Raw genomic sequence first — 18,026 nt, forward strand, 5'->3', positions numbered from 1 at the left:
ACATGCGGACAAACAACCCAGAAACGCAAAAAGCCGCGGAGTCCGCGGCTTTTTGCGAGTCCTTGCTGAACAAGGAAAATTCTGGTCGGGGTGAGAGGATTCGAACCTCCGGCCTCTACGTCCCGAACGTAGCGCTCTACCAGGCTAAGCTACACCCCGATGTCTTCGGCTGCGGTTGAATGTCAGGAATGACGCTCAACCGACCGAATTGCGAATTCTAGCAGAGATTCTGTCCATTTGTTGCAAGGTAGCAACTTTAGGCAATCTCCCGCCTGTTGCGCCTCGGTGCGGGCGGCTTCGCGGGTCGACTCCAGCGCGCCCGTGGAACGCACGATGGCGACGATGTCCTGCAGCTTCTCGAGCTCGCCTTCCTCGATGGCGTGGCGCAGCAGCGCGCGCTGCTCGGGCGTCGCGCGCTCCATCGCGATCAGCAGCGGCAGCGTCGTCTTGCCTTCGCGCAGGTCGTCGCCGATGTTCTTGCCGAGTTCGTGCGTGTCGCCTTCGTAGTCCAGCACGTCGTCGATGAGCTGGAACGCCGTGCCCAGCGCGCGGCCGTAGCTGGCGCAGGCTTCCTCGATCTCCGGCGACGCGTTCGCGAGCACGGCGCCCAGGCGCGCGCTGGCCTCGAACAGCTTGGCCGTCTTGAAGCGGATGACACGCAGATAGCTATCGACGGTGATGTCGGGGTCGTGCATGTTCATCAACTGCAGGACCTCGCCCTCGGCGATGACGTTGGTGGCTTCGGCCAGCACCTCCAGCACGCGCATGCGGTCCACGGAGACCATCATCTGGAAGGCGCGCGAGTACAGGAAGTCGCCCACCAGCACGCTGGCGGCGTTGCCGAACAGCGCGTTGGCCGTCGGCTTGCCGCGGCGCAGCGACGACTCGTCGACAACGTCGTCATGCAGCAGCGTGGCGGTGTGGATGAACTCGACGACGGCGGCCAGCTCGAAGCGCGCCGCGCCTTCGAAGCCCAGCGCATTGGCGAACAGCAGCACGAGCTTGGGCCGCATGCGCTTGCCGCCGGCATGCACGATGTAGTGGGCGATCTGGTCGATCAGCGCCACCTCGGAACTCAGGCGCTGGGCGATGACCGCATCGACCTGGGCCATTTCTGCGGCCAGCAGGGCGAGTGCCTCGGCAACTTGGGATGGGGGCGAGGCAGACTCGACGCGCACTCTTGACTCTCAAGCTAGGGATTGGGCCATTATAGAAACGGCCCGCGACCCGCTCCGGGACGTTGCGGGCATGCAGGCAGTCTCGAAGCCGTCGGCGCACCGCCAGGGCCGCGTTGCATGATCGGCAAGACTACGGGTATACTCGCGGGCTCTTTGCAATTCGTGCGTCTGGCGTGCTGGGCGTGGCCGGGTTGTCGAGAGAATCAAAACCCACAAAAAGGCCAGACGAACGCGCGGCGGCGAAAGCAGCGGCGGCAGTCCGGTGAGTGCACCCTCAAGGTGCGGAAGGAAGTCTATGTACGCAGTCATCAAGACTGGCGGCAAGCAATACAAGGTTGCTGCCGGCGAAAAGATCAAGGTCGAGCTGCTCGACGCCGAAGTCGGCGCCGTGGTCACGATCGACCAGGTGCTGGCAGTTGGCAGCGGTGACGGCCTGACCGTCGGCGCGCCGCTGGTGGCTGGCGCCACCGTCAGTGCCAAGGTCGTCAGCCATGGCAAGCACGACAAGGTTCGCATCTTCAAGCTGCGCCGTCGCAAGCACTACAAGAAGAGCCAGGGCCATCGCCAGAACTACACCGAGCTGGAAATCAGCGCGGTGAACGGCTGATCCCACCATCTTCTTTCGCTAATTTCTAGGAGCTAAACATGGCACAGAAAAAGGGCGGCGGTTCTACACGGAACGGCCGCGACTCCAAGCCCAAGATGCTGGGCGTCAAGGCTTACGGCGGTGAACTGATCTCCGCTGGCTCGATCATCGTCCGCCAGCGCGGCACGAAGTTCCACCCCGGCGTCAACGTCGGCATCGGCAAGGACCACACGCTGTTCGCGCTGGTCGATGGCCACGTGAGCTTCACCGTCAAGGGCGCCAACAACCGTTCGACGGTTGTCGTGACCCCGCTGGCCGCCTAAGGCGACAGCGATTGCGGGCGACGACATCGCCCGACACACGAGCCCCGGCCTGCCGGGGCTTTGTCATTTCTGAAGTCTGGCGCGTCGCACGACGGTGCGCCGGATTCAACCCAGCCATTACGATGGCCGACCGCCATGAAATTCGTTGACGAAGCCACCATCGATGTCGCCGCCGGGAACGGTGGCGCCGGCTGCGCGAGCTTTCGCCGCGAAAAGTTCATCCCGTTCGGCGGGCCGGACGGTGGCGACGGCGGCAAGGGCGGCAGCGTCTGGGCCGAGGCCGACCGCAACCTGAACACGCTGATCGACTACCGTTACGCGCGCCGCCATGAGGCGCGCAACGGCGAGGCCGGTCGCGGATCCGACTGCTTCGGCGCAGCCGCCGACGACATCGTGCTGCGCATGCCGGTCGGCACCATCATCACGGACCTGGAAACCGAGTCTGTCATCGGCGAACTGCTGGAGCCTGGCGAGCGCATCCTGCTGTGCAAGGGCGGTGACGGCGGCTTCGGCAACCTGCATTTCAAGACGTCGACGAACCGCGCGCCGCGGCAGAAGACGCCGGGCTGGCCGGGCGAAATCAAGAAGGTGCGGCTGGAGCTGCGCGTGCTGGCCGACGTGGGCCTGCTGGGCCAGCCCAACGCGGGCAAATCCACGCTGATCACGGCGGTGTCCAACGCCAAGCCCAAGATCGCCGACTACCCGTTCACGACGCTGCACCCCAACCTGGGCGTCGTGCGTGTCGCGCCGGAAAAGAGCTTCGTCGTCGCCGACATCCCCGGCCTCATCGAAGGCGCAGCGGAAGGCGCCGGCCTGGGCCACCAGTTCCTGCGCCATCTTCAGCGCACGCGGCTGCTGCTGCATGTCGTCGACCTGGCGCCGTTCGACCCCGAGGTCGATCCGGTCAAGGAAGCCAAGGCCATCGTCGCCGAGCTCAAGAAGTACGACCCCGAGCTGCACGCCAAGCCGCGCTGGCTGGTGCTGAACAAGCTGGACATGGTGCCCGAGGAAGAGCGCGCCGCGCGCGTGAAGGACTTCGTCAAGCGCTACAAGTGGAAGGGCCCGGTCTTCGAGATCTCGGCGCTGACCCGCGAAGGCTGCCAGCCGCTGATCCATGCGATCTACGACCACGTTGCCGCCGAGCAGCGTGTCATCGAAGAGCGCGACATCCGTTTCGATTCCCCCGATCCCACCGAATGAGTCTGCTGTCCAGCGCGCGCCGCATCGTTGTCAAAGTCGGTTCCAGCCTCGTCACCAACGAGGGCCGCGGCGTTGATGCCGAAGCGATCGCGAACTGGAGCCGCCAGCTGGCGGCGTTGGCGGGCGAGGGGCGCGAGCTGGTCATGGTCTCCAGCGGCGCCATCGCCGAGGGCATGAAGCGGCTGGGCTGGACGACGCGGCCCAAGGAGTTGCACGAGCTGCAGGCGGCTGCCGCCGTTGGGCAGATGGGCCTGGCGCAGATGTATGAAAGCCAGCTCAGCGCGCACGGCATGCACAGCGCGCAGGTGCTGCTGACGCACGCCGACCTGGCCGACCGCGAGCGCTACCTGAACGCCCGCTCGACGCTGCTGACGTTGATGGCGCACCGCGTGCTGCCGGTCATCAACGAGAACGACACGGTCGTCAACGACGAGATCAAGTTCGGCGACAACGACACGCTGGGCGCGCTGGTGGCCAACCTCGTGGAGGCCGATGCGCTGGTCATCCTGACCGACCAGCGCGGCCTGTATTCGGCCGACCCGCGCAAGGACCCGAACGCCCGCTTCATCGACAACGCCCAGGCCGGCGACCCGGAACTGGAGCGCATGGCCGGCGGCGCAGGCTCCAGCATCGGCCGTGGCGGCATGCTCACCAAGATCCTGGCCGCCAAGCGTGCCGCGGGCAGCGGTGCCGGCACAGTCATCGCCTGGGGTCGCGAGCCCGACGTGCTGCTGCGCCTGGCGCGTGGCGAGGCCATCGGCACCGCACTGCATGCCGCCACGGCCAAGCTGCAGGCGCGCAAGCAGTGGATGGTGGACCACCTGCAGATGCGCGGCGCCGTGAAGGTGGACGCCGGTGCCGTGACCAAGCTGCGCGGCGAGGGCAAGAGCCTGCTGCCCATCGGCGTCACCGAGGTGCAGGGCGACTTCCACCGCGGCGACGTCATCGCCGTGCTGGCGCCGGACGGCACCGAACTGGCGCGTGGCCTGGCCAACTATTCAGCCGCCGAGTCGCGGCTCATTGCGCGCAAGCCATCGTCGGAGTTCGAGAGCCTGCTCGGTTACGCGGCCGAGCCTGAACTCATCCACCGGGACAATTTGGTCCTCCGTTAGGACGGGCAAATTGCGGCGCAGCTCATATCGCTGGCGATGTGAGCGTAGACACAATTTGGTCCTCCGCTGAGTCAGCTCTGCGGCTCACCCTCGGGCGGCGTCGCCGTCGCCTCCAGCGGCATCGGCCCGCTGTGCCGCTCGCCGCGGTGTGCCGGCCGCATGCCGGCGCGCAGGTAGCGGTTGTGGTGGTTGATGCGGGGCAGGTAGCGGGCGAGTTCCGTCAGCGCCATCTCGTAGACGCCGCGCTTGAACTCGATGACGGCCTCCAGCGGTACCCAGTACTCGTTCCAGCGCCAGGCGTCGAACTCGGGGTGGTCCGTCGCGCGCAGGTTCATGTCGCAGTCGCGGCCCATCATCTGCAGCAGGAACCAGATCTGCTTCTGGCCCCGGTAATGGCCGCGCGCGTCGCGCCGGATGAAGTGCTCGGGCACCTCGTAGCGCAGCCAGTCGCGCGTCCGCGCAATGATGCGCACATGCTCTGGTGTGAGCCCCACTTCCTCGTGGAGCTCTCGGAACATCGCCTGCTCAGGCGTCTCGCCGTGTTTGATGCCCCCTTGCGGGAACTGCCACGAATGCGTCCGGATGCGTTTGCCCCAGAACACCTCGTTGCGCTGGTTGAGCAGGATGATGCCGACGTTGGGGCGGAACCCTTCACGGTCGAGCATAATCAACCTCAAATCTCTAGTTGGTTCGATTATTGCATCGGGCCGCGATTGCGGTAGCGCCCTCGCTAACCCGGAGAGTTCTCTCCCTTTTGTCGTGACTTGGCCGGGTTTTCACCCGGCCTTCGCATTCCAGCCCCGCCATGAAAGCCTCCCAGTTCTTCATCTCCACCCTCAAGGAAGCGCCCGCGGACGCGGAGATCGTCAGCCACAAGCTGATGATGCGCGCGGGCATGATCAAGCGGCTGGGCGCCGGCATTTACAACTACATGCCGATGGGGCTTCGCGTGATCCGCAAGGTCGAGAAGATCATCCGCGAGGAGATGGACGCCGCCGGCGCCGTCGAGTGCCTGATGCCCGTCATCCAGCCCGCCGAGCTGTGGCAGGAGACCGGCCGCTTCGACAAGATGGGCCCGGAGCTGCTGCGCGTGAAGGACCGCCATGGCCGCGACTTCATCGTGCAGCCGACGAGCGAGGAGGTCATCACCGACATCGCCCGCCAGGAGCTGCGCTCCTACCGCCAGCTGCCGAAAAATTTCTATCACATCCAGACCAAGTTCCGCGACGAGCGCCGGCCGCGCTTCGGCCTGATGCGCGGCCGCGAGTTCACGATGAAGGACGCCTATTCCTTCGACCGTGACGTCGACGCCGCCGGCCGCAGCTACGACAACATGTACGCGGCTTACTGCAAGATCTTCGAGCGTTTCGGCCTGGAGTACCGCGCCGTGGCGGCCGACACCGGCGCCATCGGCGGCGACCGCTCGCACGAGTTCCAGGTCATCGCCGAGACCGGCGAGGACGCCATCGTCTACTGCCCCACCAGCGACTACGCGGCCAACATGGAGCTGGCCGAGGGCGTGGCGCTGACGGCCGCGCGCGGTGCCGCGACGCAGGCGCTGGCCAAGACGCCCACGCCGGGCAAGGCCACCTGTGCGGATGTGGCCGAGCTGCTGGGCCTGCCGCTGGCGCAGACCGTCAAGTCGCTGGTGCTGGCCACCGACGAGCTGGACAAGGACGGCCACATCGTCAAGAGCCAGGTCTGGCTGCTGCTGGTGCGTGGCGACCATGAGCTCAACGAGGTGAAGGCCGGCAAGGTCGAGGGCCTGAAGGGCGGCTTCCGCTTCGCGACGGGCGCCGAGATCGACGCGCACTTCGGCTGCAAGCCGGGCTACCTCGGCCCCATCGGCCTGAAGGCGCCGCTGAAGATCGTCGCCGACCGCACGGTCGCGAACATGAGCGACTTCGTCTGCGGCGCCAATGAGGTGGACTTCCACTTCACCGGCGCGAACTGGGGCCGTGACCTGCCCGAGCCCGACGTCGTCGCCGACATCCGCAACGTCGTCGCGGGCGATCCGTCGCCGGACGGCAAGGGTGTGCTGGCCATCCAGCGCGGCATCGAGGTGGGCCATGTGTTCTACCTGGGCACCAAGTACTCAGCCGCGATGAACGCGACCTTCCTGGACGAGAACGGCAAGCCCAAGCTGCTGGAGATGGGCTGCTACGGCATCGGTGTGACGCGCATCCTGGGGGCGGCCATCGAGCAGAACCACGACGCGCGCGGCATCATCTGGCCGGACGCGATCGCGCCGTTCACCGTCGTCGTCTGCCCCATCGGCGCGGACCGCAGCGCCGACGTCAAGGCGGCTTCCGAGAAGCTCTACGACGAGCTTCGGCTGCTTGGCGTGGACGTGCTGCTGGACGACCGCGGCGAGCGCCCGGGCGCGATGTTCGCGGACTGGGAGCTGATCGGCGTGCCGCACCGCGTGGTGCTGGGCGACCGCGGCCTGAAGGAAGGCCAGGTCGAGTACCAGGGCCGCCGTGACGAGGCCGCGACCAAGGTCGCGGTGGGTGACGTCGTGGCCCACCTGAAGGGCCTGCTCAAGCTTTGAAGCGCCGGCTGCTGCTGTCGGGCCTGCTGGCCGCGCCCCTCGCGGCGCGGGCCGGCGCGCAGCTGGAAGAGCCGCTGGCGGACTCCATCCGCTCGGCGTTGAGCGCTTCCATCGCGCAGGCGGCGCCGCCGCGGCCGAAGTTCGACGACACCGAGGCGCGCATGGCCTACCTGCGCTGGTTGGGCGCCACCAGCGAGCGGCTGAAGAAGCGCAAGACCGAGACGCAGATCCGCATCGAGTTCCTGGAGACGGTCTGGTACGAGGCCCGGCGTGCGGGGTTGGAGCCTAGCTTGGTGCTGGGGCTGATCCAGGTGGAAAGCGGCTTCCGCAAGTACGCGATCAGCACGGCCGGCGCACGCGGCTACATGCAGGTCATGCCGTTCTGGACCAAGGCCATCGGCGATGGCAACGCGTCGGCGCTGTTCCACATGCAGACCAACCTGCGTTTCGGCTGCGTCATCCTGCGCCACTACCTGGACCGCGAGAAGGGCGACATGTTCCTGGCGCTGGGCCGCTACAACGGCAGCCGGGGGCGACCGGAGTATCCGAACGCCGTGTTCGGCGCGCGGCGCCAGTGGCTGCTGCCGGGCGAGACGTAAAGCCGGCTTTACAAGCGTGGCTTCCGGCCGGGCGGGGCAGGGCGGTTAGCCTTGAGGGTTTCGTCCACAAGACACCCTTGCCCATGCCCGCTGCCAAACGCATAGCGCCCCTGCTCCTGTCTGCCCTGATGGCCACCGGCCTGGCGGGCGCCCAGGCCCCTGCCGACAACCCGCTGCTGGCCACCAGCCCGCTGCCGCTGCGCTACCCGCAGTTCGACAAGCTGCGCGACGAGCACTTCGCGCCGGCGCTCGACCGCGGCATGGCCGAGCAGCTGGCCGAGGTGCAGGCCATCGCCGACAACCCGGCTGCGCCCACCTTCGACAACACCATCCTCGCGCTGGAGAAGAGTGGCCGGCTGCTGTCGCGCACCAACAATCTGCTGGGCAACCTGATGGGCGCTGACGCCAACCCGGCCCGCCAGCAGCTGCAGACCGATTACGCGGCCAAGCTGGCCGCCCAGCGCGACGCCGTGGTGCTGAACGCCAAGCTGTTCGCCCGCGTGCAGGCGCTCTACGCCCAGCGCGACAAGGCCGCGCCGTCCGCCGAGGGCAAGCGCCTGCTGGAACGCACCTATCGCGACATGGTGCGCGCCGGCGCGTTGCTGAACGACGAGCAGAAGACGCGCATGAAGGCCATCAATGCCGAGCTGGCGACGCTGGGCGCGCGCTTCAACAAGGCGGTGCTGGCCGAGGTGAACGACTCGGCCGTCATCGTCGACAGTGCTGAGGAACTGGCCGGCCTGACGCCCGCGCAGATCGCCGCGGCGGCCGACCTGGCTGCCAAGCGGGGCCAGAACGGCAAGTACGCCATCGCGCTGCTGAACACCACCATCCAGCCTTTCGAGACCAGCCTGCAGAACCGGGCGGTGCGCGAGCGGCTGCACCGTGCCTCGGTCGCCCGCGGCGCGCGCGGCAACGAGTTCGACACCCGCGCCACCGTGGCCCGCGTGCTGGCGCTGCGCCAGGAGCGCGCGGCGCTGCTGGGCTACGCGACGCCGGCGGCTTTCGTGCTGGAGGAAGAGACGGCCAAGTCCGCCGACACTGTCAACGCGCTGCTGCGCAAGCTGGCCCCCGCGGCGGCCGCCTCCGCCAAGGCGGAAGCGGCCGAGCTGCAGCAGCTCATCGACAGCGACCAGGCCGCCAAGGGCCAGCCCGGCTTCGCACTGCAGGCCTGGGACTGGAGCTTCTACGCCGAGAAGCTGCGCGCCGCCAAGTACGGCTTCGACGAGAGCCAGCTCAAGCCCTACCTGGAGCTGACCAGCGTGCTGGAGCGCGGCGTGTTCTTTGCCGCCGAGAAGCTGTACGGCATCACGTTCAAGCGCCGCACCGACCTGCCGGTCTACCAGGCCGACGTGCGCACCTATGACGTGTTCGATGCCAACGGCAAGCCGCTGGCCATCTTCATCGCCGACATGTACGCCCGGCCAGCCAAGCGCGGCGGTGCGTGGATGAACTCCTACGTCAGCCAGAACCCGCTGGAGGGCACGCAGCCGGTGGTGGCCAACCACCTGAACATCCCCAAGCCGCCGGCCGGCGAGCCGACGCTGATGACCTGGGACGAGGTCAACACGCTGTTCCATGAGTTCGGCCACGCGCTGCACTACATGTTCAACCAGAGCCGCTATCCCAGCCTGGCCCGCGTGCCGCGTGACTTTGTCGAGTACCCGTCGCAGGTCAACGAGGTCTGGGCCGACTGGCCCAGCGTGCTGGCCAACTACGCCAAGCACTACCAGACCGGCGCGCCCATGCCGCGCGAGCTGCTGGACAAGGTGGCCCGTGCCAAGCGCTTCAACCAGGGCTACACGACGCTGTCCTACCTGCAGTCGGCCATCCTGGACCAGCGCCTGCACCAGGCCACCCAGGCGCCGGCGCCCGAGGCGCTGATGGACGTCGAGGCCCGTGTGCTGCAGGAGGAGGGCGTCGCCTTCCCGCCGGTGCCGCCGCGCTACCGCACGCCGTACTTCAGCCACATCATGGGCGGCTACTCCGCCGGCTACTACGCCTACATCTGGAGCGAGGTGCTGGACGCCGACACGGTGGAATGGCTGCAAAAGCGCGGTGGCCTGAAGCGCGCCAACGGCGACGCGCTGCGCGCCAAGCTGCTGTCGCGCGGCGGCAGCGAGGATGCGATGGTGCTGTTCCGCAACCTCGTGGGCCACGAGCCGGACATCGCGCCGCTGCTGGAGCGCCGCGGGCTGGTGCTGCAGAAGCAGCCTTGAGTCGCTGATTTGTCGCGGACTTCAGGCCCTGGCCGCGAGCGCGCCCGGGTAGCTCAGCGAGCTGCCCGTGGCCGACACCGAGAACACCACGCTGGACGTGCCGGCCTGCTGCATCAGCGACGTGTAGAGCGCCATGACACCGCCGGCGCTCCTGGCCGCCTTGGCGGCCTGCGAGATGGCGGCACTCTGCTGCAGCGTCGTCGACAGCTGCAGCGCGTCCTTGGCCTGTGTCGCAATGCGGTTGGCGAACGAGGGCCGGCTGGTGTCGGCCTTCAGGAAGGCCTGCGTGGCGGCCTTGTCGGCGTCGCTGCCCTTGAGGTCGACGCTGCCGTCGCTCTTCACGGTGAACTCGATCGGACCGGTCAGCTTGACGCTGGCCTTGCCCATCGCCGCGCGCAGGTCGGCGGACAGGACCTTCTGGCGGTCCTCCAGCGTCTGGATGGCGTTGGCGTTCTTGGGCGTGCCACTGACCCGCTGCATCGCGGCGGGCGAGATGGCGGCGGCGGTGGCCGACTTGCCATTGGATGCGATGGCCTTGCTGCCGTCCTGCCCCTGGTTGGACAGATAGCCGAGCAGCGCGCTGTTGATGCTGGAAACCATGGTGCCGGCATGTTGCGGCACAGCCTTGCGGCCTAACGCCGCAACAGCGAGGGATTGGCGGCCCTGCTTGGGCGATGCGGCGCCACGGTCCGGTCAAGCCCTTGAGCCGGGCCTGTGCCCTGTGATCCAGCACCGGCCCCGTTCGTCTTGGCGACCCTCGCGTGTCGCCCTGAGGCTCAGGCAGTGTCGCGCGTGCGCTGCGTGCCGGTGAATGCCAGCGCCTGGCCCAGGCACAGAAACGCCCAGGGGCTGACGACGTTGAAGGACAGAAAGAGACCGAGGACGAACGCGACGAAAGCCAGGACGGTCAGCGCGCCGCCGAGGCGTGCGCATTGCTGAGGAGACAGCCGGTGCCGCCAGACCAGGGCCGCCATCGCGGGCACGTACAGCGCCAGCAGACCCGCCTGCACCTCGGGGTGGAGCACGCCTTTGGTGAAGAGCGGCATGTCCGGGGTGCGTTCGGGCGCGAGAGCCCAGTAGCCCAGCACGGCGATGCGCAAGGCGCAGTCCAGCCCGGCCAGCGCCAGGGCGGTCCAGACGATCCAGGAACGCTTCATGGCCACGGCGTCCGTCATCAGAGGCCGATCCAGACCTTGGGCTGCGCCTGCGCGATGCCGGCCAGCTCCAGCACGCGCTCCACCGTCTCGGCGACCATCTCGTCGATGCTCTTGGGGTGGTGGTAGAACGCCGGCAGCGGCGGGAAGCAGATGCCGCCCATCTCCGTCACGGCCACCATGTTGCGCAGATGGGCCAGGTTCAGCGGCGTCTCGCGCACCATCAGGATGAGCTTGCGGCGCTCCTTCAGCGTGACGTCGGCGGCGCGCGTCAGCAGGTTGTCACCCAGCCCGTGTGCGATGGCCGCGAGCGACTTCATCGAGCAGGGCGCCACCACCATCGCGGCGGTCGAGAAGCTGCCGCTGGCGATGCAGGCGCCGATGTCGCCGGGCGAATGCGCATGGTCGGCTTCGGACTCCAGCGACGAGCGGTCCAGCCCCAGCTCGTGGTGGGCGTTCAGGATGCCGGCGGGCGTGGCCACGAGGTGAGTCTCCACGCCCAGCTCCCGCGCGCGCCGCAGCAGCCGCAGCGCGTAGGCCGCGCCGGTCGCTCCTGTCAGCCCGACGACGAGCCTTGAAGCCATCAGGCGGCGAGGGCCTGCTGCAGCTCGCCCGACTCGTACATCTCCATCATGATGTCCGAGCCGCCGACGAATTCGCCGTTGATGTAGAGCTGCGGGATGGTGGGCCAGTTGGCGTAGTCCTTGATGCCCTGGCGCACGGCCTCGTCTTCCAGCACGTTGAAGGTCTTGATGTCGCTGGCACCGGCGGCCTTCAGGATCTGGATGGCGCGGCCGGAGAAGCCGCACATCGGGAACTGGGCCGTGCCCTTCATGAAGAGCATGACGCGGTTGGACTTGACCAGGTCGTCAATGCGTTGCTGAACGTCGCTCATGGGGATCTCGGGTTTTATGAGGAAACCCGGATTATCGGAGACGGCGGCGCCGCGCCGTCAGTAGCTGTACGCCAGGCCCAGTTGCAGCAGGGGCTTGAAGCGCAGGTCGCGCATCGCATCCTCGAAGCCCTGGGCGCTGCTGCGGCCCAGCCGCATATCGCCGACCGTGCCGGACATCAGGCCCAGGTCGGCACTGAACGCGAAGCCGCTGCCCTTGAGCCGGCCCGTGTAGCCGATGCCCAGGTAGGACAGGTTGCCGCTGGGTTCCAGCGAGTAGGCGTCCAGCCGGCTGAGCGAGAAACTGCGCCGGCCGGCGGCCAGCGGGCCGCTGCCCAGCGCCAGGCCGCCGCTGCTCTGCGACACGGACAGCGGGCCCAGCAGCAGGCCGCCGGTGGCGCGCAGGCCGCCGTTGACGCCGGACAGGCCGGACTTGGTCAGGTAATAGTCGCCCAGCAGGTTGGCGCTGAGGATGCGGGAGCCGCCCAGATGGGGCGCGGCATCCAGCCCGCCATCGTTGCTGCTGAGCTGCACGCGGGCCTGCCAGCGCGGATTGGCATCGCTGTCAGCCGAGGCGGACGCGGTGAACAGGGCGGTAAGGCTCAGGACTGCAGCGCTGGCAAGGCGGGACATGGCGGGCTCCTGCGCGGTGCAAGATGGGGCACCGGAGCTAAATACTACGCCGCCCCCGATGACCGGTGAATGAGGAACTGACGGCAAAACCTCACGCAATGGGGTCTTGCATGTTCGGCGCGGCCGCTCAGGCGAGGCCTGGCCAGCGGCCGCCGCTGGCGCGCGCCCGGCCACCGAGGTCGCGGCGCAGCGTGATGTCCCCGAAACCATGGGCAGCCAGCTGTTGCGCCACCGCATCGGCCTGGTCCCAGCCGTGCTCCATCAGCAGCCAGCCACCGGCCTGCAGGTGGGCGGGCGCGCCGGCGGTGAGCTGGCGCAGGTCGGCCAGCCCGTCGCCGCCGGGCGTCAGCGCCGTGATCGGCTCGTGGCGCAGCGCCGGCAGGTGCGGGTCGTCGCCGGCGATGTAGGGCGGGTTGCTGACGATGAGGTCGAAGCCTTCCCCGGCCAGCGGTGCGAACCAGCTGCCGTGGCGCCAGTCGATGTGTAGCGCAAGCCTTTCACCATTCGCGCGGGCGACGGCCAGCGCGTCGGCGCTGACATCGACGGCCGTGACCTGCGCGCGCGGGCAGGCGGCCTTGAGGGCCAGCGCGATGGCGCCGCTGCCGGTGCCGAGGTCGACGACGCGGGGCTCGCCGGGCAGCGCGGCCAGCCGTTCCAGCGCCCAGTCGACCAGCGTCTCGGTGTCCGGGCGTGGGATCAGCGTGGCCGGCGTGACAGCCAGCGTCAGGCCGTGGAAGGGCTGCCAGCCGGTCAGGTGGGCCAGCGGCTCGCCGTCGGCCAGGCGGCGCAGCAGGCTTTCCGCGCCGGCCACGGGCGCGTCGCCGTGCGTGACGAGCCACGCACGCCCCTGGCCGGTCAGGTGGGCCAGCAGCGTCTGCGCGTCGCCGCGCTCGACGCCGAGCTGGCGCGCCAGGGCCAGTGCTTCATCGACCGTCAAGCCGGTGGTCATGCGCGGCCGGCCTCCAGCTCGGCCAGCTGCTCGGCGGCCTGCGCGGCCAGCAGGCCCTGGATGACGTCGCTCAGATCGCCGTCCATGATCTGCCCGAGCTTGTACAGCGTCAGGTTGATGCGGTGGTCGGTGAGGCGTCCTTGCGGGAAGTTGTAGGTGCGGATGCGGTCGCTGCGGTCGCCGGTGCCGACCAGGCCCTTGCGCGTGGCGGCCTCCTTGGCGGCGCGCTCGCTGCGCTCCTTCTCCTGGATGCGTGCCTGCAGCACCTGCAGCGCCTTGGCCTTGTTGCTGTGCTGGCTGCGGCCGTCCTGGCACTCGGCCACGATGCCGGTGGGCAGGTGGACGACGCGCACGGCGGAATCCGTCTTGTTGATGTGCTGGCCACCGGCGCCGCTGGCGCGGAAGGTGTCGATGCGCAGGTCGGCCGGGTTCAGCGTGATGGCCTCGGCCTCGTCGGGCTCGGGCATCACGGCGATGGTGCAGGCGCTGGTGTGGATGCGGCCCTGCGTCTCAGTGGCCGGTACGCGCTGCACGCGGTGGCCGCCGGACTCGAACTTGAGGCGCCCGTAGACGCCGTCGCCTTCGACACGGACGACCAGCTCCTTGTAGCCGCCCAGGTCCGACACGTTCTCGGACAGGATCTCGGTGCGCCAGCCCTGGCTCTCGGCGAAGCGCAGGTACATGCGCGCCAGGTCGCCGGCGAACAGCGCCGACTCGTCGCCGCCCGTGCCGGCGCGGATTTCGAGGAAGGCGTTGCGCTCGTCGTCCGGGTCCTTGGGGATCAGCGCGAGCTGCAGCTCCTGGTCCAGCGCGGCCAGCGCTGCCTCGTTGGACGCGATCTCCTCGCGGGCCATCTCGGCCATCTCCGGGTCGGCCAGCAGGTCGCGCGCGGCGGCCAGGTCGGCCTCGTGCGCCTGGTAGCGGCGGTAGCGCTCGACGAGACCCGACACCTCGGACTGTTCGCGGGTCAGCGCGCGGTAGCGCTTCATGTCCGACGCGATGCTGCCGTCGGCCAGGATGGTGTCCAGCTCGGCGAGACGGAAGCCGAGGCGGTCGAACTGCTGGCGCAGAGAATCTTTCATGGGGGGCGGGAGTGGCAGTCAGGGAACGGCGCCGCGGGCGCCAGACGACGGAGCGAGTTCTTCGCTAGGACTGCTTGCTGCGCAGGAACAGGCGCGAGACGGTCTGCGCCAGCAGCAGGCGCTGTTCGCCGTCGCTGGCGTGCAGCTCGGCCAGCGTGCCGTGCAGCAGCTTCTGCGTCAGGCCCTTGGTGAGGGCGTCCAGCACCTCGTCCACATCCGCGCCCTTGGCCAGCAGCTTGCGGGCGCGGGCCATCTCGATGGCGCGCCAGTCGTCGGCCTGCGCGTGCAGGGCCTGGATCAGCGGCACGGTGTGGCGCTGGTCCAGCCAGTGCATGAAGCTCTGCACGCCGGTCTCGACGATGGCCTCGGCCTGCTCAACGGCGGCCTGGCGCTTCTCGCCGGCGGTCTGCACCTGCTGGGCGAGCTCGTCGACGGTGTAGAGGTAGACGTCGTCCAGCTGGGCGACCTCGGGCTCGATGTCGCGCGGCACGGCCAGGTCGACCATGAACATCGGGCGGTGCTTGCGCTTCTTCAGCGCCCGTTCGACGGCGCCCAGGCCGATCAGCGGCAGGCTGGACGCGGTGCAGGAGACGACGATGTCGAACTCATGCAGGCGCTCGGGCAGGTCCGACAGGCGCACGGCCTCGGCGCCGAAGCGCGTGGCCAGCTTCTCGCCGCGCTCCAGCGTGCGGTTGGCCACGGCCATGTGGCGCGGCGTGCGGGCGGCGAAGTGCGTCGCCGTCAGCTCGATCATTTCGCCGGCGCCGACGAACAGCACGCGCGTCTTGGCCAGGTCCTCGAACAGCTGACCGGCCAGGCGCACGGCCGCGGCGGCCATGCTGATGGAGTGGGCGCCGATCTCGGTGGAGGAGCGCACCTCCTTGGCGACCGAGAAGCTGCGCTGGAACAGCTGGTGCAGCGTCGTGCCCAGCGCACCGGCGGCCTCGGCCTCCTTCACGGCCTGCTTCATCTGGCCGAGGATCTGCGGCTCGCCCAGCACCATGGAGTCCAGCCCGCTGGCGACGCGGAACGCGTGGCGGGCGGCGGCGCTGCCCTGCATCACATAGGCGTGTTCGCGCAGCGCGCCGGCATCGACGCCGCCGGTCTGGGCCAGCCAGGCGATGGCGGGCTGCACCTGCGCCTGCGGCGCCGCCACGTACAGCTCGGTGCGGTTGCAGGTGGACAGGATGGCCGCCTCGGGCGCGCCAGGCAGCTTCTGGCGCAGGCCGGCCAGCGACGGGGCGAGCTGCTCCAGCGTGAACGCAAACCGCCCGCGCAGATCCAGCGGGGCGGTGTTGTGATTCAGGCCGAGAGCGAAGACCGACATGGGTGGCAATTGTAGGATTCGCGGCCTTCGCCGCCCCTGACACGGATCAATCCCCGCATGAGCCCTTTGGATGCTTTCTGGCATATCGCCAACCTGTTCGCGCCCGCCTGGGGGCTGGCGGCGTTGCTGGCGGCGGCCATCAAGCTGGCCTGGTGGCGCGAGGCCCGGCCGCTGCGCTGGCTGCGGCTGTGGGGCTGGGGCGCGGCGGGTGGGGCGGTAGCCGTCGTGCTGTCGCTGGTGCTGCTGGGGCGCGACGGGCGGATGGCGGGCTACGCGTTGCTGGTGCTCGGCGTGGCCCTGCCGCAGTGGTACCTGCTCAGCGTCAGGCGCTGAGCACCTCTTCCGTCGTCACGACCTCGCCGCGCAGCGAGTGCGCGAAGGCGGTCGTGATGCGCACGTCCACCAGCTGGTTCATCAGCCGCGGCGAGCCGGCGAAGTTGACGATGCGGTTGCACTCGGTGCGGCCCATCAGTTCGGACGCGTCCTTGCGGGCGTTGCCAGTGACGAGCACCTTCTCGACCTTGCCCACCATGCCTTGCGAGATGCTGATGGCGTGGGCCTCGATGGCGGCCTGCAGTTCCTGCAGTCGCTTGACCTTGACCTCGTAGGGCGTCGTGTCCTCCAGCGCCGCGGCCGGCGTGCCGGGGCGCGGGCTGAAGATGAAGCTGAACGACGCGTCGAAGCCGACGTCGTGCACCAGCTTCATCAGCTTGGCGTGGTCCTCGTCGGTCTCGCCGGGGAAGCCGACGATGAAGTCGCTGGCCAGGCGCAGGTCCGGGCGGATGGCGCGCAGCTTGCGCACGATGCTCTTGAACTCCAGCGCCGTGTAGCCGCGCTTCATCGCCATCAGGATGCGGTCGCTGCCGTGCTGCACCGGCAGGTGCAGGTGGTTCACGAGCTGCGGGATCTTGCCGTAGGCCTCGATGAGGCGCGGGCTGAACTCGTTGGGGTGGCTGGTCGTGAAGCGCAGGCGGCGGATGCCGGGGATCTCGGCGGCGTACTCCAGCAGCAGCGCTAGGTCGGCGTGCTCGCTGGTGTCGCCCATCTTGCCGCGATAGGCATTGACGTTCTGGCCGAGGAGGTTGATCTCCATGACGCCCTGGTCGGCCAGGCCGGCGATCTCGGTCAGCACGTCGTCGAACGGGCGCGAGACCTCTTCGCCGCGGGTGTAGGGCACCACGCAGTAGCTGCAGTACTTGGAGCAGCCTTCCATGATGGAGACGAAGGCCGAGGCGCCCTCGACCTTGGCCGGCGGCAGGTGGTCGAACTTCTCGATCTCGGGGAAGGAGATGTCCACCTGCGGGCGGCGCTGCTCGCGGCGGGCTTCCAGCATCTGCGGCAGGCGGTGCAGCGTCTGCGGGCCGAAGACGACGTCCACGTAGGGCGCGCGCTCGATGATGGCCGCGCCTTCCTGGCTGGCCACGCAGCCGCCCACGCCGATCATGACGCCCTTGGCCTTCAGGTGCTTCACGCGGCCGAGGTCGCTGAACACCTTTTCCTGCGCCTTCTCGCGCACCGAGCAGGTGTTGAACAGGATGAGGTCGGCCTGCTCGGGGTCGTCGGTGGGCGTGTAGCCCTTGGCGGCGCCCAGCACGTCGGCCATCTTGTCCGAGTCGTACTCGTTCATCTGGCAGCCGAAGGTCTTGATGTAGACCTTTTTGGAGGTGTCGCTCATGGCTTGATCCAGGTCTGGCTGGCGGGGATGAACTGCCACGTGGCGGACTCGGCGGGCGTCGTCGGCCAGGGCTTGTTGGCGATCTCGGCGGGGTTCAGCACCCAGACGTCCATGATCAGCCCGCTGCCCTCGACCGTGTAGTGCACGATGGCCTTCTGGCCGGTGAGGCCGGCGGGCGGCACCCACAGGTTGGTGTCGGTCTTGATGCGGCTGCCGGGGGCGAGGCGCACGGGCCGGCCGTTCATCAGCGCGTCGGGGAACTGCGTGATGACGAGTTCGCCGCGCAGCGCGTGAGCGGGAAAGGCGCGGTGCTGCTGGGCTTGGGCCGTCAGGCTGGCGGCGGCCAGAAGCAGGGGGAGGGCACAGCGGTACATGGTATGTGTCCAGTGGCTGCGAAAGCGGGCTGAAAAGACAAACGGCCCGAGCTGTTGGTGCTCGGGCCGTTCGGATTTTGGTGGCGCTTCAGGGATTCGAACCCCGGACCTGCGGATTATGATTCCGTCGCTCTAACCGGCTGAGCTAAAGCGCCTAAGCCCGCCATTCTAA

The 18,026-nt window shown here is 68.5% G+C and carries 20 protein-coding genes and 2 tRNA genes; 8 read left to right on the plus strand and 14 right to left on the minus strand.

All coding sequences use genetic code 11. The annotated features are described in order from the left end of the window. Nucleotides 1-82: 82 nt before the first annotated feature. Both AC1Q7O_RS01065 and AC1Q7O_RS01070 read right to left on the minus strand, forming a co-directional pair. Nucleotides 83-159, minus strand: a tRNA-Pro gene (locus AC1Q7O_RS01065). 23 nt (nt 160-182) lie between these two features. Next, nucleotides 183-1,112 carry a polyprenyl synthetase family protein gene (locus AC1Q7O_RS01070; RefSeq protein ID WP_492659333.1) on the minus strand — a complete coding sequence of 310 codons (930 nt, stop codon included), beginning with the start codon at nt 1,110-1,112 and terminating at the stop codon, nt 183-185. A gap of 361 nt (nt 1,113-1,473) precedes the next feature. Between AC1Q7O_RS01070 and rplU the strand changes: the two genes are divergently transcribed. From rplU to proB, 4 genes are all read left to right on the plus strand, one after another. Beyond that, nucleotides 1,474-1,785, plus strand: a complete 312-nt coding sequence (gene rplU, locus AC1Q7O_RS01075) for a 50S ribosomal protein L21 (protein ID WP_492659332.1) — start codon at nt 1,474-1,476, stop codon at nt 1,783-1,785. A 38-nt stretch (nt 1,786-1,823) separates the two neighbouring features. Then, on the plus strand, nt 1,824-2,087 hold the full coding sequence (rpmA, locus tag AC1Q7O_RS01080; RefSeq protein ID WP_119043685.1) for a 50S ribosomal protein L27: 264 nt from the start codon (nt 1,824-1,826) through the stop codon (nt 2,085-2,087). 135 nt (nt 2,088-2,222) lie between these two features. Further along, entirely contained in the window at nt 2,223-3,287 is a 1,065-nt protein-coding gene (obgE, locus tag AC1Q7O_RS01085; protein ID WP_492659331.1) for a GTPase ObgE, read from the plus strand. Next, on the plus strand, nt 3,284-4,399 hold the full coding sequence (gene proB / locus AC1Q7O_RS01090; protein WP_492659330.1) for a glutamate 5-kinase: 1,116 nt from the start codon (nt 3,284-3,286) through the stop codon (nt 4,397-4,399). Before obgE ends, proB begins: the two co-directional genes overlap by 4 nt. A gap of 71 nt (nt 4,400-4,470) precedes the next feature. Here proB and AC1Q7O_RS01095 read toward each other — a convergent pair whose 3' ends face one another. Continuing rightward, nucleotides 4,471-5,064, minus strand: coding sequence for an RNA pyrophosphohydrolase (locus AC1Q7O_RS01095; RefSeq protein WP_492659329.1), 594 nt, complete (start codon nt 5,062-5,064; stop codon nt 4,471-4,473). A 140-nt stretch (nt 5,065-5,204) separates the two neighbouring features. On the opposite strand from AC1Q7O_RS01095, the gene AC1Q7O_RS01100 reads away from it, so the two are divergent. The 3 genes from AC1Q7O_RS01100 (at nt 5,205) to AC1Q7O_RS01110 (ending at nt 9,768) form a co-directional block, all read left to right on the plus strand. Then, the gene (locus tag AC1Q7O_RS01100; RefSeq protein WP_492659328.1) at nt 5,205-6,950 is read left to right on the plus strand and encodes a proline--tRNA ligase; all 1,746 of its coding nucleotides are present in this window, start codon (nt 5,205-5,207) and stop codon (nt 6,948-6,950) included. After that, entirely contained in the window at nt 6,947-7,549 is a 603-nt protein-coding gene (locus AC1Q7O_RS01105; RefSeq protein WP_492659327.1) for a lytic transglycosylase domain-containing protein, read from the plus strand. Before AC1Q7O_RS01100 ends, AC1Q7O_RS01105 begins: the two co-directional genes overlap by 4 nt. A gap of 128 nt (nt 7,550-7,677) precedes the next feature. Then, nucleotides 7,678-9,768, plus strand: a complete 2,091-nt coding sequence (locus AC1Q7O_RS01110) for a M3 family metallopeptidase (protein WP_492659326.1) — start codon at nt 7,678-7,680, stop codon at nt 9,766-9,768. Between the two features lie 21 nt (nt 9,769-9,789). On the opposite strand, the gene AC1Q7O_RS01115 is transcribed toward AC1Q7O_RS01110, so the two are convergent. The 8 genes from AC1Q7O_RS01115 to hemA form a co-directional block, all read right to left on the minus strand. Next, nucleotides 9,790-10,368: a hypothetical protein gene (locus AC1Q7O_RS01115; protein ID WP_492659325.1), complete on the minus strand. Its 579-nt coding sequence runs from the start codon at nt 10,366-10,368 to the stop codon at nt 9,790-9,792. A gap of 176 nt (nt 10,369-10,544) precedes the next feature. After that, complete coding sequence (locus AC1Q7O_RS01120; RefSeq protein ID WP_492659324.1) at nt 10,545-10,943, minus strand: hypothetical protein; 399 nt, start codon at nt 10,941-10,943, stop codon at nt 10,545-10,547. After that, nucleotides 10,943-11,506, minus strand: coding sequence for a UbiX family flavin prenyltransferase (locus AC1Q7O_RS01125; RefSeq protein WP_492659323.1), 564 nt, complete (start codon nt 11,504-11,506; stop codon nt 10,943-10,945). The genes AC1Q7O_RS01120 and AC1Q7O_RS01125 overlap by 1 nt, the downstream gene beginning before the upstream one ends. Further along, nucleotides 11,506-11,817 carry a Grx4 family monothiol glutaredoxin gene (gene grxD / locus AC1Q7O_RS01130; RefSeq protein WP_492659322.1) on the minus strand — a complete coding sequence of 104 codons (312 nt, stop codon included), beginning with the start codon at nt 11,815-11,817 and terminating at the stop codon, nt 11,506-11,508. Before grxD ends, AC1Q7O_RS01125 begins: the two co-directional genes overlap by 1 nt. A gap of 57 nt (nt 11,818-11,874) precedes the next feature. After that, the gene (locus AC1Q7O_RS01135) at nt 11,875-12,447 is read right to left on the minus strand and encodes a hypothetical protein (RefSeq protein ID WP_492659321.1); all 573 of its coding nucleotides are present in this window, start codon (nt 12,445-12,447) and stop codon (nt 11,875-11,877) included. Between the two features lie 127 nt (nt 12,448-12,574). Beyond that, nucleotides 12,575-13,396, minus strand: coding sequence for a peptide chain release factor N(5)-glutamine methyltransferase (gene prmC, locus AC1Q7O_RS01140; protein WP_492659320.1), 822 nt, complete (start codon nt 13,394-13,396; stop codon nt 12,575-12,577). After that, complete coding sequence (gene prfA, locus AC1Q7O_RS01145; protein ID WP_492659319.1) at nt 13,393-14,478, minus strand: peptide chain release factor 1; 1,086 nt, start codon at nt 14,476-14,478, stop codon at nt 13,393-13,395. Before prfA ends, prmC begins: the two co-directional genes overlap by 4 nt. 64 nt (nt 14,479-14,542) lie before the next feature. Further along, nucleotides 14,543-15,805, minus strand: a complete 1,263-nt coding sequence (hemA, locus tag AC1Q7O_RS01150) for a glutamyl-tRNA reductase (protein ID WP_492659318.1) — start codon at nt 15,803-15,805, stop codon at nt 14,543-14,545. Nucleotides 15,806-15,862: 57 nt separating this feature from the next. Here hemA and AC1Q7O_RS01155 point away from each other — a divergent pair, with 57 nt between their 5' ends. Further along, entirely contained in the window at nt 15,863-16,138 is a 276-nt protein-coding gene (locus AC1Q7O_RS01155) for a hypothetical protein (RefSeq protein ID WP_492659317.1), read from the plus strand. Here AC1Q7O_RS01155 and miaB read toward each other — a convergent pair. The 3 genes from miaB to AC1Q7O_RS01170 form a co-directional block, all read right to left on the minus strand. Then, nucleotides 16,128-17,480, minus strand: a complete 1,353-nt coding sequence (gene miaB / locus AC1Q7O_RS01160; protein WP_492659316.1) for a tRNA (N6-isopentenyl adenosine(37)-C2)-methylthiotransferase MiaB — start codon at nt 17,478-17,480, stop codon at nt 16,128-16,130. The two genes, AC1Q7O_RS01155 and miaB, sit on opposite strands and share 11 nt — an antisense overlap. Beyond that, entirely contained in the window at nt 17,477-17,854 is a 378-nt protein-coding gene (locus tag AC1Q7O_RS01165) for a hypothetical protein (protein ID WP_492659315.1), read from the minus strand. Before AC1Q7O_RS01165 ends, miaB begins: the two co-directional genes overlap by 4 nt. Before the next feature lie 78 nt (nt 17,855-17,932). After that, a tRNA-Met gene (locus AC1Q7O_RS01170) sits at nt 17,933-18,009 on the minus strand. Nucleotides 18,010-18,026 lie beyond the last annotated feature (17 nt).

It is taken from the genome of Roseateles sp. GW823-FHT07B05 (genome assembly GCF_058794515.1).